The organism is Rhizobium sp. FG113 (genome assembly GCF_057809895.1).
In genome coordinates this window covers 19,574-34,483 of sequence record NZ_JBMDKV010000028.1, presented here as the reverse complement: position 1 = coordinate 34,483, position 14,910 = coordinate 19,574, and the positions used below count along the sequence as shown (strand labels likewise).

The 14,910-nt window shown below is 56.3% G+C and carries 11 protein-coding genes; 10 read left to right on the top strand and 1 reads right to left on the bottom strand.

The genetic code is table 11. From position 1 onward, the window contains the following. The first annotated feature begins 110 nt into the window (after positions 1 to 110). From ACODTZ_RS33275 to ACODTZ_RS33260, 4 genes are all read left to right on the top strand, one after another. The gene (locus ACODTZ_RS33275) at positions 111 to 1,460 is read left to right on the top strand and encodes an MFS transporter (protein ID WP_489031249.1); all 1,350 of its coding nucleotides are present in this window, start codon (positions 111 to 113) and stop codon (positions 1,458 to 1,460) included. A 237-nt stretch (positions 1,461 to 1,697) separates the two neighbouring features. Further along, positions 1,698 to 4,550 carry an ATP-binding protein gene (locus ACODTZ_RS33270; RefSeq protein WP_489031247.1) on the top strand — a complete coding sequence of 951 codons (2,853 nt, stop codon included), beginning with the start codon at positions 1,698 to 1,700 and terminating at the stop codon, positions 4,548 to 4,550. Positions 4,551 to 4,661: 111 nt separating this feature from the next. Beyond that, complete coding sequence (locus ACODTZ_RS33265; RefSeq protein ID WP_489031245.1) at positions 4,662 to 5,564, top strand: helix-turn-helix domain-containing protein; 903 nt, start codon at positions 4,662 to 4,664, stop codon at positions 5,562 to 5,564. Between the two features lie 253 nt (positions 5,565 to 5,817). Beyond that, on the top strand, positions 5,818 to 7,050 hold the full coding sequence (locus ACODTZ_RS33260) for a hypothetical protein (RefSeq protein ID WP_489031243.1): 1,233 nt from the start codon (positions 5,818 to 5,820) through the stop codon (positions 7,048 to 7,050). A 15-nt stretch (positions 7,051 to 7,065) separates the two neighbouring features. On the opposite strand, the gene ACODTZ_RS33255 is transcribed toward ACODTZ_RS33260, so the two are convergent. Then, entirely contained in the window at positions 7,066 to 8,124 is a 1,059-nt protein-coding gene (locus ACODTZ_RS33255; RefSeq protein WP_489031241.1) for a LysR family transcriptional regulator, read from the bottom strand. A gap of 303 nt (positions 8,125 to 8,427) precedes the next feature. Between ACODTZ_RS33255 and ACODTZ_RS33250 the strand changes: the two genes are divergently transcribed. The 6 genes from ACODTZ_RS33250 (at position 8,428) to ACODTZ_RS33225 (ending at position 14,851) form a co-directional block, all read left to right on the top strand. Further along, positions 8,428 to 9,393 (top strand): agmatinase, encoded by a 966-nt coding sequence (locus tag ACODTZ_RS33250; RefSeq protein ID WP_489031239.1) that lies wholly within the window; start codon positions 8,428 to 8,430, stop codon positions 9,391 to 9,393. A gap of 21 nt (positions 9,394 to 9,414) precedes the next feature. Next, positions 9,415 to 10,272: a transporter substrate-binding domain-containing protein gene (locus ACODTZ_RS33245; RefSeq protein ID WP_489031237.1), complete on the top strand. Its 858-nt coding sequence runs from the start codon at positions 9,415 to 9,417 to the stop codon at positions 10,270 to 10,272. A gap of 12 nt (positions 10,273 to 10,284) precedes the next feature. Beyond that, positions 10,285 to 10,944 (top strand): amino acid ABC transporter permease, encoded by a 660-nt coding sequence (locus ACODTZ_RS33240; RefSeq protein ID WP_489031235.1) that lies wholly within the window; start codon positions 10,285 to 10,287, stop codon positions 10,942 to 10,944. Positions 10,945 to 10,946: 2 nt separating this feature from the next. Then, the gene (locus ACODTZ_RS33235; RefSeq protein WP_489031233.1) at positions 10,947 to 11,654 is read left to right on the top strand and encodes an amino acid ABC transporter permease; all 708 of its coding nucleotides are present in this window, start codon (positions 10,947 to 10,949) and stop codon (positions 11,652 to 11,654) included. Positions 11,655 to 11,816: 162 nt separating this feature from the next. Beyond that, on the top strand, positions 11,817 to 12,656 hold the full coding sequence (locus tag ACODTZ_RS33230) for a hypothetical protein (RefSeq protein WP_489031231.1): 840 nt from the start codon (positions 11,817 to 11,819) through the stop codon (positions 12,654 to 12,656). Further along, positions 12,656 to 14,851, top strand: coding sequence for a UvrD-helicase domain-containing protein (locus ACODTZ_RS33225; protein ID WP_489031229.1), 2,196 nt, complete (start codon positions 12,656 to 12,658; stop codon positions 14,849 to 14,851). Before ACODTZ_RS33230 ends, ACODTZ_RS33225 begins: the two co-directional genes overlap by 1 nt. Positions 14,852 to 14,910: the final 59 nt, after the last annotated feature.

The window sequence follows — 14,910 nt, the reverse complement described above, 5'->3', positions numbered from 1 at the left end:
CATAAAGATGTAAATCGGCTGCTTTAACAGAACTTAACTTTGCGGACTCGCTGCGCTGCAATAACCGGATGAGATCGCTAAGCGGGTCGAAGTCACGGCAGGGTCCTCGAATGAATTTCACTCAAACTGAGGCCGAAGACGCCCGCGAACCGTTGGAGCAGCTTGATCGGTTGCCGCTCACAAAACTGCATGCCTTCATCCTGGTCGGCTGTTGCGTGGGATTTTCATTCGACCTCGCCGAAATCGCTTTCGGCAACATTCTTTCGGCAGTGTTCTCGGCGACATCCCACTCGGACTGGGAATTATCGCTGCTTCTTTCGTCGGTTTACGCGGGAGCAGCGGTAGGGGCGCCGCTGCTAGGATTTTTTGCCGACAGGTTTGGACGTCGGGTCATTCTCTTTTTGGCTATGGCGTTGTTATCCGTCGTCTCCCTCACGGCGGCACTGTCCTCCGGTATAGCAGGCTTGATCGTGTCCCGTCTTGTCGCGGGGATCTCCCTTGGCGCGTACCCTCCACTGATGTTCGCCTATCTGACCGACATACTTCCCCCTGGTCGACGAGGGCCATTGGTGGTGTCGGCCACCGCTATTGGCTACCTTGGCCCTCCGGCTCTGATCTTTCTCGTACGGGGGCTCTCGTCCTCGCCTCCGCTCGGAATCGAGGCGTGGAGGTGGGGTTTCCTCGTAGCGATGGTCGGGGCGGCGGGATGCGCCTTAGGCTTCCTGGCGATGCCGGAGTCACCAAGATGGCTGATCGCGAGAGGTAGGATCGCCGAGGCGCGTGCCGTTATCTCTCGCTTCAGAAAGTCGGCAACGGTTCTTGCGACTTTTTCGCCAATGCCAACGTTCCAACCGGACGCGGCTGGCGACCGATCTGTATCCAGATCGCGAAGCCTGTGGCGTGAAGCAATTTTCCTCTTGGCTATCTACGTCCTGACGCCTTGGGCAACCGTCGGCTTCCCCCTGCTAGCTGGTGCCGTGCTGGTTCAGAAGGGAGTAAACGTACAAGATTCGCTGCTATTCATTGGGATATCGACTTTCGGCCCAATTCTCTGCACCTTGGCTGGCGGTCTCTGGGTGGACCGGATCGAGCGTCGAACATTTCTGATCGTGAATGCGGTGGGGATGGGCGCTATGGGGCTTGCCTTCGGTGCGACAGACGCTTCGATCGGTCTCGTCGGTACGTCCCTGCTGTTCAACATCATCTTGGCATTCTTCATGCCCATACTGATCCTGTACGCCGCCGAGGCGATTACGACCCGCAACCGAGCGAAACTCACGTCGTGGGCGTGGGCGGCAAACCGGGTGGGTTCTGCTCTCGTCCCGATAGCTCTGCTGCCGGTCCTCCACAATTACGGCCCTCTGCCGATGTTTGCGATTGTGGCCGCGACCTTGGCACTTTTTGTAATCGTGCTGCTCCTCTTCGGTGATCGAGGGTCGGCCGGGCGTGTCGTTGGCTAGTGTCGTATGGCGCCAGCCCACAGTCACGTCGCAGTATGCTTCTAAAAAGGTTCCGAACAAAAACCGCCGTTTTTGAACGCCATTACCATAATCGATCATTGAACATGATCCGAGGCCGTCTCGTCGAACCAGCGCACTTGCGAATCCGATTGCAAAAATCGATACGGTATTCGTATTATAAGCCTCCTACATTTTTTTATGGCGCATCAATGCCAGTCTGTAAGATGGATGAGTTCATTGAGCGAGACTGCAGAAAACATATTTGCCAGCCCCATAGAATTGAGGGGGGCACAGGTCGCCTCCGCTTCGACTGGGAGCGGCTATGAGTTCGGACGTTTCGTCTTCTTCCCTGAACGCAAGGTCCTCATCGGCGATGGCCAGGAAACACGTCTCGGCAGCCGCGCAGCGATAATACTCACGCTACTTGTGGAGCGTGCGCACGAAATCGTCACGAAAGAAGAGATATTGGCAGCCGCTTGGCCGTCGACGCGGGTTGAGGAGGGCAACCTCCGGGTTCAGATCGCAACACTGCGAAAGATGCTTGGCGATAGTTCCGATAGGCCGGAATACATTACGAATGTGGCTGGCCGAGGCTACCTTTTTCTAAGCCCTGTCGCCCAGAGGAAAGACTCGCGATCCGCGACCATTCCTCGCCTTCAGAGGGCCAATTCAGGACAAAACTCCCTTCCAGCGCCTATGGGCAAGGTTATCGGACGTAGAGATGCGGTCGAGGACATAACAAAGCTCGTGGGAGAGAACAGGCTCGTGACAGTGGTCGGTCCGGGCGGTATCGGAAAGACGACTGTTGCTCTGGCAACAGCACAACAGCTTGCCATGGCATTCGAACACGGAATGTTCTTCGTCGACCTTGCCGCGGTCACGGATGCGGCAGAGATGCCCTATGCCGTTGCAACCGCTCTCGATGTCTCGGTGGAGGCCGATGATCCGTTGGGCAGCCTTGTCGCCTATCTTCGAGATCGGCAGGTCTTCATGCTTCTCGACAACTGCGAGCACCTCATAGACGAGGTCGCGCTTATGACCGAAACGCTGCTCAAGTCCGTCCCGGATCTCCGCGTCATGGCGACGAGCCATGAGCCCCTTCGAGTGGAAGCCGAGTGGCTGTTTCGCTTGCCGCCCCTCATGCTGCCAACAGACGAAGAGATCGGTTTGAAGGATGCCCTTCGGTATCCTTCCGTGCAGTTGTTCGTGGAGCGGGCGACAGCAAACAATCAGGATATCATGCTCGATGATAGCGATGCGCCGTTCATCGTCGAAATTTGCCAAAAGCTGGATGGCATCCCGCTTGCCATCGAAATTGCCGCGTCCCGTGTAGGTGTGTTCGGGATAGAGGGTCTGGCGGGACGATTGGATGACAGCCTTGATGCGCCAAATGTCGGGCGCCGGAACGCTGCGCAACGTCACCAGACAATCCGGTCGATGCTCGACTGGAGCCACGAGAATTTGACGCAAGTCGAACGAAATCTCCTGAGGCGCCTCGGCGTGTTTGCAGGCTCGTTCTCGCTCGAGGCGGCTACCATGATCGTTGGAGATGAATACCTCAGTGAAGCGGCCGTGACCGAAGGTGTCTCAAGTCTCGTGCGGAAGTCGCTGCTTCACCCCAATCTGACATCCAAATCGGTGACATATCGACTGCTTGAGAGCACGAGGCTATATGCTCTCGAGCGCCTAACCGAGGCGGGCGAAGTTGTTCGCCTACGCCGTCTTCATCTCCAATACGTTGTTGATATGCTGGAGCGAGCGGAGATCGACTGGATCAGTTCGCGCCGGCAGCCGTGGATCGCGAAATACAGGATCCTCCTTGATGACGTTCGCCAAGCTCTTTCCTGGGCCTTCTCCGCTGATGGCGACGCTGCCGCAGGCGTTCGACTGACGGCGCTCTCGGTGCCGCTTGGGATACAAATCGGCCTGATCGACGAGTTTCGAGAACGTAACGATGTGGCGATCGCCCGCGCGGAGGAGTTGCCCGAGCCCGAGCTTGTAGCGGAGATGCGCCTGAACATCTTCACGGCGTTTCTCAATACAAATCAGAGCCAGCCTGTCAAAGGTACAATGTCCGGGGTGCGGAGAGCCGTGGAACTTGCGGATCGGACTGGGGAAGACCGATATCGGATTCAGCCGCTTTTTCAGTTGGCGGGTTTCAGCATGGGGATGGGCGCGTATCGAGCGGCGCTCGATTACGCTGAGGACCTTCTCGAACTCAGCCAGGTGATCGGCGACCCACACGCAGAACTCGGCGCAAGGAGAATGTTGGCTCAGACCTCGCATTTCAACGGGCTTCACGACAGGTCGTCGGAATTGGCAAGAGAGGTTCTGGCCAGTCCAGTCTTGAACATTCCGATCGCCTTCGGCAGCGTGCAGGTCGATCGCCGGGTTTCGATGCGGATCGTCCTATCCCGCTCCCTCTGGCTGCAGGGCCGCCCCGATCAGGCCCTCGCGGTGATGGAGGAAGCCCTCGCAATCGCGCCGGAGGATGGCCCACATGCCATCTGTCATGCTCTGTCGCAGTCGGCCTGTCCGATCCTGTTCTGGCGTGGTGAATGGCGGGCGGCGGAGGAGCATGTCGAGAGGCTGCTCTCGGTGTCTTCGCGTTATACCCTGCGTCACTGGAATTCCTGGGGTCGAATGTATTCGAAGGTCATAGAGAACTTCGTCGGTTCTGGCGCCGCCCCCGAAATTGCAACGGAGGGTGATCTTCAAGCCCATACACTCGCCACGATCACTGGGCAGCTTGCCGGAATTGATCCGGCCGACGGCTCTTTCGAAGAGACAGGCGGGTGGGCGTCTCCCGAGATACTCCGAAGACACGGATTGCATCTCCTAGACGTCGATACCGATGCGGCCGAAGGGTTTCTGTTGCAATCGCTGGAGATAGCGCATCGTCAAGGGGCCGAGGCTTGGAAGCTCAGGACGATGACCAGCCTCGCCAAACTTTGGCAACGAACGGGTCAATTCCAGCAGGCGGCCGACAGGCTCTCGGCCGTATACGCTAGCTTTCACGAGGGAGCCGGGACGGCGGACATCGAGGCTGCGGCTGACATGATAAGGCTGCTCGAAGCCCCTGAAGCCTAGCATGTGTCTTCACCGATCATCTGTACCCAAATCCGCAACTAAAACGCTTATTGCTGGATCACCCTCGTAGTCATAAGATTTTGCCTGTTGAGAAGGATGGACTTAGATCACATGCTTGCCGAACGCGTTTCAAGAGCAATTGGCCAAAGCTTCAAGCTACCGTCAGTGCCCACAATTTCGGCAAAGCTGCCCGGCTCCCGGGAGATCGCCTTCTCGCATTTCAAGAACCTCGAGTCGAAGCCGGGGCTGTCGACTCCGTCTCCCCACGACGAAGCGTTCGTTTTTAACGTTCCGCTCATCTCAGCCCGATTTTCGACCGTGTCAGTTGACGGGCGCAGTCAGTCGGTGGTCCAGTCGCCGGGCAAGGCTTACCTTTTCGACCTGACTTCTAAGAACGAGGTCAGTCTCGACGCGAAATACGACAGCATCCGCTTTCATATTCCGCAATCTGCCATCGAGTATCTCGCCTATGAGATGGGCGCCGGACAAATCCGCGGCCTTCACATGAAGCTGATGGGTGAAGACGATCCCGTCCTTCACGGCTTAGCGATGACATTGCTACCCATCGTCTCCAAAGGCGTCCCGGTGACAACCGCCTTCATGGAATGCATGGCGGTAGCTTTTCATGACCACGTGGTTCATACGTACGGCAATGCTCGCCGCCGGCAGCAGACCCAAGGCGGCTTGGCTCCCTGGCAAATCCGCAGAGCCTGTGAATTTATCGAAGCGTTCCTGGCGGAAGACCCATCGATAGCGGCGATCAGCCAGGAGTGCGGGCTTTCCATCAGTTACTTCCCACGGGCATTTCGGACGTCGATGGGGATGAGCCCGCATCAGTGGATAATGAAACGCCGGGTAGAGCGGGCGAAGGCGCTCATGGCGACCTCGCAGCATAGCCTCGCCGAGATATCGCTGATCTGCGGTTTTGTGGATCAAAGCCACCTCGGTCGGCAGTTCCTCAAGCAGGAAGGGGTCAGTCCCGCCCAGTGGCGACGTCGGCACTGGAGCCACTAGGCTAGGAGCCTCTTGGCCGGATCGGTCACCTCTTCGTTCCTTGTGTAAGGTATCGTACCAAATAGCACATATGTCTCGCTTCAGCATGAATATCCCAACAAAGACGGTTTCCTACCAGACCGGTCGGTAGTTACTCGCTACATCAAGCCGAGTATTTTCCCGCGTGGAAAGATGGGGCTTACAGCGGGAAACGGGGCCTCCGGCCTCACAGATAATCGCCTCACGTCGAGTCTCGCTGGAGCGCGGTATCACTATGAGTATCGTTCAAAAAATTCGTAGCGGTTTCGACATTGACGTTGATCGCCTGGTTAGCTGGCTGTCCGAAGTTGACGACACCAGAAGCTGTGGTCAGACAGCGCAGAGCGCGGGTACTGCGAAAATCTCAGAGCTTGTCACAGAATGGCTGGTAGACGCTGGCTTTCAAATGCGTGGCGACGGATCGAACGGCATTTTCGGGGTTTTACGCGGTTCTGATGATGCCCAAGACCCGATCGTTGTTGGTGCTCGGATTGGACAAGGCAGTGACGACAAGATCTTGAACGGCTGGCTAGGTGTCTTCGCGGCCCTGGAAGTGGCCGAGAAGCTGAAAGGGCGAACTCCTGAGCGAACCATCGTTGTCGGCTGTTTTGAAGGTGAGTCGAGAAGGCTCACCAAAGTTACCGCAACAACTGGGACGGAGTTTGCTGATGCGAGTGCCATTCCGCTCAAGGCTCCGTTAAGTGGTGCGGGTATGTATTTCGCGAACGCAGTTCGAGACCAGCTTTCCACGAGCAGCGCCATCATGGCGAACTTAGCCTCTCCGAAGGTGGATTTCCGGGCACTGCGCATGCAAGTAGTATTTGAGACCGACATCCCAATTGGGCATGTTACGGGAATACAGGGCTGCCGACAGCTCAAAATCTCGGTTCGAGGCGACACGGGCCACGCTGGTCTAGTACGCATGGACGATCGGCACGACTCCTTGATTGCTGCTGCTGAGTTGACGCTCGGCCTCACAAACAGGTCCAAAGCCCATGGCCTACCCGCTTTGGCGACAGTCGGGAGGTTCGAGGTCCTGAACGGCGATGTTGACCGGGTTGCTGGTCACGTGGAATTCACGGCCGACATCAGGGATACGGATGAAAGAATATTGGATCGGGTCGAGATGGATTTTCGACAAGCCGCCACGCATATTGAGCAGAAGCACGGAGTCTCTGTCGACATCCGGGTAGACTACGTGTCTGAGGCTGGCGGAAACAGCGCTCCTCTTGTCGATGAGGCCAACCTACTTGCGAACAGTGTCGGCATGCCCACAATGACGCAGATATTTGAAGAGACTGCTGTCTCGATGTTCGTCCGCCCTACAACTGTGATCCAATCCTGTTACTCAATGAGCGTGGCTAATTTCATTGACGATGAAGCGGCGCTCTCAGAAGTCGGTTCCGCAATAGGGCTGGTCGCAGGCATCATCGCCGATCAGGCCTTCAACCACGCACCCACCAGTTAGCACGGCGAAGGCCGATCAGTAGCTGAGGCGCCGGCCATGATTGACGGAAGTCTGCCCATGAGCCGATAAAACCAGGTCAGTGAAAAGCTTGGTTTGAGCAGCCATCGCACGTTTGCTATCTCGGGCGAGGAAAAAGTCGATCTCATAGCTCAAGTCGCTAGCGCCACTAACCTCCACTAGAGGGTACAAACCTTTTAGGCTGCCTGCATAATGTGTGGGCAGAAAGCCCGCATAGCGACCGCTCGAGATCAAAGTTGCGACGGCCTCGAGACCCTCCGCCTTCGCTACGTTGGTGATGCCTAAGCGGCTGGCGACGCGGTGGCTGCGAGACTCGAATTCGCGCACGACCATTCCGTAGCGCATCCGCACTAGATCGCCGATGGACAGAGAAGATGTCGTGGAACCTGCGCTCACATAGAGTTTGAACTGCTCTTTGAATATCCGATCTGATGCGATCCGTTCGCTATACTGGGGTAGTATGCAGGCTCCGGTGATACAAAGTTGCAGTTTCCTGCTGATGACATCCTCGAGAAGCGAGGCCGGGGAGCCGATCGATAGATTCAGAGTGACCTCCGGGGCGATCTCACGCAATTGCGCGATTGCTTCTGTTATGCGGAGCTGAGGATTGGTGAAGCAGTTGTCCGCGATGCCGACATGCAAATCCCCGGACACAACCCCGTTTGCGAGATTTAGGACCTCCTTGACCTGATTGAGTGCCTCAGAGGCTACGACAGCTGCTCGAAGAACGTGACGACCGAGATCCGTCAGCTCGAACCCGGAGGGTCCTCTCACGCATACAGGTCCGCCCAGCCTCACTTCGAGAGCTTGGATATGTCGGCTTATGGTAGATCGCTCCATGTTTAGCTTGAGCTCCGCCGCGGTGAGTCCTTTCGATTCCGCGACTGCACGGAATATCCTGATGAGGCGCAGGTCGTTCTCATCGACGTTGCGGACTAAGGCATTGCCCGGCTTTCCGGGGAGGGCGGTCTTCAAAAGCTCGTAGGCTTCGGGCTCGAGTTCTTCGTCGTCAGATGGATTGTTGGCTCGGGTCTGAAACTGAGACGATTCCGACATATGAATTTCCTACCCATCGATTAGATCAAGTGCCGAAGCAAGAGACATACCAATGTCGAAACTACAGCTTCGCCCTGTCAGCGTTTAGCAACGTTGTTCCAATTTTCGGCTGAAGCTTGGACATCTGTTCGGTCAGCGTCAGACCAAGGGGCGAGAGCGCTTTGTAAGGTTGCGTCTCCTGCAAGCGTGCGTGGTGAAAATGACTCTGGCGCTGCTCAGCTGGCCAAATAGGCTTGCCTTACCGAGGAGAGATTGAGGCGGCGGCACCTCCTCCATGCAACCATCGCCGATGCAGGATCGACAATGACCCTTCCTTTGACAATTCCACCCAAGGTATCCACGGATACATTTTTCGGCGCGCCGCTGGTTACCGACCTGGATGCCATCGACGCTGATATCGTCATCATCGGCATGCCTTTTGGGAACGCCTACGAACCCCAAGCCGTGTCGAACGACCAGATTTACGCACCTGACGCTGTACGTCGCGTAAGCAAGCGCGTCGTCCGGATGCCGGAGCGGTATGATTTCGACGTCGGCGGCCCCATCTACGACAACCGTGACATAAAGCTGGTAGATGCGGGGAACATTCCATTCGACATCGACGATCATCGCAGTCATTTCGGCCGGGCTGAGCTAGCCATCCGCAAAATTCTCAAAGCAGGCGCGATGCCGATTACCATCGGCGGAGATCACGGCATCCCGATACCGATCTTCAAGGCTCTCGATGAACATGGACCGGTCACCCTTATCCAGATCGATGCCCATATCGACTGGCGCAACGAAGTGAATGGTGTTCGTGACGGCCTCTCAAGCCCCATCCGTCGGGCTTCGGAAATGGCGCACATTGATCAGATCTTCCAGATCGGCATCCGATCTCAGGGTAGCGCCCGAACAGAAGAGGTCGAGGCGGCGCTGGCCTACGGATCCAACATCATCCCGGCCTTCGAGATTCACGACAACGGGATAGACTCGGTCCTTGATCGGATTCCCGCAGGAGGGAACTACTATATTACGATTGATGCCGATGGTCTCGATCCGACCGTGATGCCTGCAGTCGAGGGACCTGCGCCCGGTGGACTGACTTTCCACCAAGTAAGACGCCTAATCCATGGGATTGTTGCCAAGGGGCGCGTCTTGGGCCTCGATATCGTGGAGATAACTCCGGCGATCGATCTGAACGACATCACAAGCATCACGGCCGGACGCCTGATAACGAACCTTATCGGAGCAGCCGTACGAGCCAACTATTTCGACGCCCCCACCAAGTGAACCTAAAGCGGAGACAACATGATGATTGAGATCACACGCAGAGGGTTCGGCAGTCTGATTGCAGGAGCAAGCATCGCGGCCTCCAGCACGAAGGTATTCGCAGGCGAAACGACGCTTGAGAAGATCCGCAGAACTGGAAAAGTGACGGTGGCGACGGAGGCCGCATTCCAACCGTTCGAGTTCATACAGGACGGAAAGATAGTAGGTTTCGGGAAAGATCTGTTGACGGAAGTCGTCGCCGAGCTGGGGAACCCCGAGCTCACGCAACTCGACCTCCCATGGCAGGGTATCCTACCTGGTCTGCTTGCAGGTAAGTTCGACTTCGTGGCGACCACCGTGGGCATCAACGCAGATCGGGCAAAGCGCTACGCCTATACTCTACCATATGCCGACGGACAGGACTTTGTCTTGATAAGGAAGGGCGATGCAATCGCCGGCGTCGGAGACCTCAATGGCAAGGTCGTCGCTACGCAATTGGCATCGGCAAACGAGCCGCTCGCACGCGCCCTCGACCAGAAGCTTAAGGCGGATGGAGGGAGCGGTTTCAAGGAGCTGAAGCTTTATCCGGCCTTTCCAGACACCTATGTCGCGCTCGCCAACGGCGAGGTCGACGGTGTGATACAGGGCAAGACCAGTCTGTCGCTGTTGATCCGCTCCCGGCCAGGCATCTTCGATCTCGGCCCCCCGGTGGAGATACCCGGTCAATATACGTATCTGAGCTGGGTAACGCGTCCCGATGACACCGATCTCAGGGACTTCATTTCTGGCGTCATCCGCAAGATGCGCGATGATGGACGCCTTGGGTCCCTTCAGGAGAAATGGCTAGGGTCCAAGATGGACATACCCGACACGGGCTATCTCCCTCCGGGCGCGATCTGAGACCGCAAAGCCGTGGGGTTCGATGCTGGCTACTTTGTTTCCATTCTGCCGACCTTGGCGAAGGCCGCGGGCGTCAACTTGATGCTCTCGGTCCTGATCCTCGGCTTGTCGCTCATATTTGGTGTCCTGCTGACGATAGTTCGCGCGATGAAGATCCGCACGGTCAACGCCATCGTCAGAGCGGTCATAAGCTTCGTCCGCGGAACACCGGTCCTGATCCACATCTTCATATTCTATTATGTGCTTCCGGCGGCAGGCTTAGACCTGTCTCCGACCGAGGCGGGTGTGGGAGCCCTGTCGTTCAACAGCGGCATATTCGTCACGGAGATACTGCGAGGCGGTCTGTCCGCCATCCATCCCGGTCAGGTAGAGGCCTCGACTGCGCTCGGGCTAAGCCGAATGGTAATCTGGCTTCGGATCATCCTCCCTCAGCTGGCACGCATCGTTCTCCCTGCGCTGATCAACGAGGGCACGATCATCGTCAAGGCCACTGCTTTGCTGTCGGTAATCACGGTCGTAGACGTGTTCAGGAGCGCTCAGCAGCTATCCGCCATTAGCTTCCGACCGTTCGAAACACTGTTTGCCGCTGCCATTGTGTTCGTCGCCCTCAATGCGCTGCTGGTCACAGCGGGCAGATATATCGAGCGGGCAACGAGATTGAAGGTGGCCTGAAAATGAACTTCGATTTCTCGGTCATCACCGGAAACTTGCCCCTCTTGCTCGAGGGTGCGTTCCTAACGCTTGTCGTTACTGCGGTAAGCACAGTATCGGGGCTACTGATCGGTGGGCTTTTCACAGGCCTAGCGCTCTCGTCGTCGAAGGTCGCCCGATCCATAAGCACCGCGATTGTGGCTCTGTTGCGTGGTTTCCCCTTCATTGTGTTGCTTTTTCTAGTGCACTATGGTCTGCCGTTCGCAGGCGTTAGGACGAGCGCTCTGGTGGTAGGAGCCGTGGCACTGTCCGTCTACTCGGGAGCATATTATTCGGAGGTCATTCGCGGAGGCCTGCTCGCCGTACCACCTGGTCAGTATGAAGCTGCTCGGGTTCTAGGGTTGTCGGCGTCCAAGACAATGCTTCTGGTCGTTGGCCCGCAGGCCGCCCGCGCTGCGCTACCGCCAGCGACGAATGTTACTCTGAGTCTTCTTAAGGACAGCGCGATCCTCAGCTCGATAACTGTTCCTGAGCTAACTTATCAAGGGCTTATCGTCCAAGGCAACACGTTTGCGCCATTCGAAGTCTTCGCTGCTCTCACGGTAATCTATTGGGTGATGAGCTTCCTGATAGCTTCGATCGGCCAGTTCGGAGAGCGACGGCTCGGCCGCTCCGAAAGAGGGAGCGCACGACAAAGCAAACTTGTGTCAAGCTATCTGGTGTTGGATTGATTTTAACGGCCCATGAATGTTGACACACCATCTCTAACTGGCAAACAGCGAGTAAGAAGCTCCACGCATTATTTCTTCTCCAGATTGCGTTTCTGTTGCCACAGTCGCGTGTTTCTGCGATGCCGTGCTATCAGGTGGTGATGTCGGAAGCCGGGGCGCGACGTGGTGGAATACGAGAATATTGAAGACCTTGATGCGGTGTCCCAAGGCGATGTTATCGAATGGACAGGCGACAGTCGAAGTTCGCCTTGGAGCACGTTCGGAGTGGTCGTAACCGCCGACTGCGATCTCTTTCGCGATAAGCATGGTGGTTTCATTTCGTATGTCCCGGCTTGGCTGGCGGAAGATTTCCTTTGGTACCATTGGAGGCCGAACACGTTCGAAAATGCCCGAAACCAGGCCATGGGCACGGTTGCAACGCGCATGTCGAAATGGCGGGAAAGTCGTGGCGGCGGTGAGATCTCGGCCGACGCGGTCCGTGCCTGGCTGCGCCGCGCCGGCGAAGATAAAATGCTTGATGAACTTGGCGTCACGGACAAAGGCCAGCGAAACACCCTCTCCGGCGTGATCAAGCCAGCATACGAGCTAGACTGTATTTTAGAGGCTACGGAGGTCGACCACGAAGCGTTACTGAAATGCTATGCTCGTTTGAGAGGAAAGTCGGAGGACTTTGGCTGGTTTGCAAAAGAGCTGCAGAAGCAATGGGATACTCTACCCGGAGATATATTCCACCTGCCTTCAATGCCGGGTGACGTCCCGGGAGACCTGTTCCTCCGTCTTCGGCACATTCGACAAATCCCAGCTGAGGATTTGACCGCGAGACCTGACGACATAAGGACGGGTAAGGCAAAGGCCAAGCGCATCGCGAGAGTCACGGCGCCATACCGGTATGCGATAACTCAGAACCTTGCGAAGGTGTTTTCCGATATCGGCCTGCCTGAGGCATACGAAGCCCGCCGAGGCGGCACCGCTGCACGCCTGTTCGAATCGAGGATGAAATAATGAAATCGATCGTCATCACTGAAGACGCTTTCGTGTCAGTCTGCCATCCGGAGTTTCCACTTGCCGCACTGATTGCTGGCTCTCCGCCGGAGGTGTTCCAAAACGCATTCATATTGCCGGGCAGGGACTCTATTGTGATTGCGACAGAGCGCGCAGTGGAAGACAGCAAATTGCTCGTTATCGGGCCTGGAACATCGGGCTTCTTCGAAAAGCTCCCAGATGAAGAACGCTTGACGGCATTTGAGAGATGCGTCCGCATCGCACTCCGTAGCCTTGATAAGAAAATCGCCCTCAATCCAAAGTGGATGCCTTACAGGCATGCTAACCGTACGTCGATTTTTGCTTCCAGTAACACTGATCTGCGTATCCTGGTCGAGGTCAACTTCGAGTCTTCCAGTAACACCTATGTTTACGACGTGCTTCAATCGTCTCTAGTGCAAGACCTCTCCAAAGCGCATCCACTCGCTGAACCGTATCACGCTGCAATTAGAGAGCTGCCGGAGTTGTTGGCCAATCGGGCCGCCACCAAGATCGACGAGCACGCGCCGATCGTGTTGGATCGGCTCGTGGAGCGATCCGTTGGGAAGGGATTTTCGTTCGACGAGTGGTTGCCTCTCCTTTCCGCCGAGCAACGAAACTTCGTCGACCGTCCGATCAACGGCCCGCTGCGTGTCAGGGGGGATGCTGGTACTGGCAAGACCCTGGCGATGGTGATGAAGGCGATAAAAATCGCCAAAGATGCCGGGGACGATCCAAAAAAGATCCTGTTCCTGACCCACAGCTGGGCAATGGCAAGCCAAATCGACGAGATGGTACGCAGTATCGGTCGGGACATCCCGGGTGCGTTGCTGATCGAGACATATCCCCTTCTGGAGATATCAAGCCAACGAGACTACAGCGCTATCGGGCGAAGCCCCCTTGGCTTGGATAGCGACAGCGGCAAACGTCTCAGTCTCAAGATGGTGGAAGACCTAATCGAGGAATTTGCGGGCAGCGATTGGGTCGCTTATCGCGGCGGGTGCTCGGAAGATTTCGTCGCGACATTCGAGGCCCAGCGCTCCTCGCCAAGGCGCCGCAATTTATCGTGGGACATCCTTATTGAGTTTGGCTGTGTACTAGCGGCACAAGGCATGCTAGGCCGAAATACGGACCGAGAGAGATATATGCGGGTTCGGCGTGTCGGGTACATGATGCCCCTTAGCACGGCCTCTGAGAAGGAGGTCGTATTTCGTCTTTGGGGAATGTTTTTGGACCGATTGAACAAAGAAGGCCGCATCTCTACTGACCAAATCATAAGCGACCATCTAAACGATCTGCAGACCTTTTATTGGGAAGCAAAGCGAGCACGTGACGGTTACGACTATATTTTTGTTGACGAGATGCATCTGTTCAACGCGCAAGAGCGGCTGATCTTCCATAACCTGCTTGCGGATGGCGACAGCGTGCCTCGCGTGATCATGGCCTTGGACCCCAAGCAGTCGCCGCGAGAAGTCTTTACCGAGATCGCCGACGACCGTGATACGAGAAACAGAAGCATCTACGAGAGGGCTAGATTGCCCAATCCAGAGAAAGTGGATTTCGTTAAGGTCTACCGTTACACCAGTGAGATTGCGGCACTTGCCAGAGCCGTCTTGGACGCCGTTCCTGCCCTGGATATGGATGACGATTGGAATCTGCCAGGAGGCGGCAGTGTAATTGGGAGCGGAGAGGTCCCCACTTACTACGTTGAGAGCGATAATAAGGCTGTTTTTAGAAAGGGCGTAGATCTCGCCCTGAAAATGCAAGTCCAAGCCCGGCGAGATGGCGGGCAGGTTGCAGTCCTTTGCATGGATTTCGAGAATTTTGCCACTTACAGCAGGGCTGCCGCTGGCCAGCATCCGGCAGACGTGTTCGTGTTGCAGTCCCGTGATGACGTTGATCAACTCCGGTATATGACCAAAAGAGTGATATTCAGCACTCCCGAGTACGTCGCGGGTTTGCAGTTCGACTCGGTGGTACTGCTGGACGTCAACGCAAATCTCGTACCACTCAACACCTACAAGGGCCATCTGGAAAGAAGATTTCTCTCCGAACTTTACCTGGGGATCAGCAGGGCGCAGCGAAACGTTGTTATATTCGCTTCGCGTGAAGGCGACGGCATTTCGCCATATCTTCAGGTTGCCGAAGATCAAGGCAAGATTGTAAAGGCTCGATAGCATAGGCGTGGCTGCCGCGACGCTTCACGATTGACCTCAGCGCTGCACAGTTTCAGCGG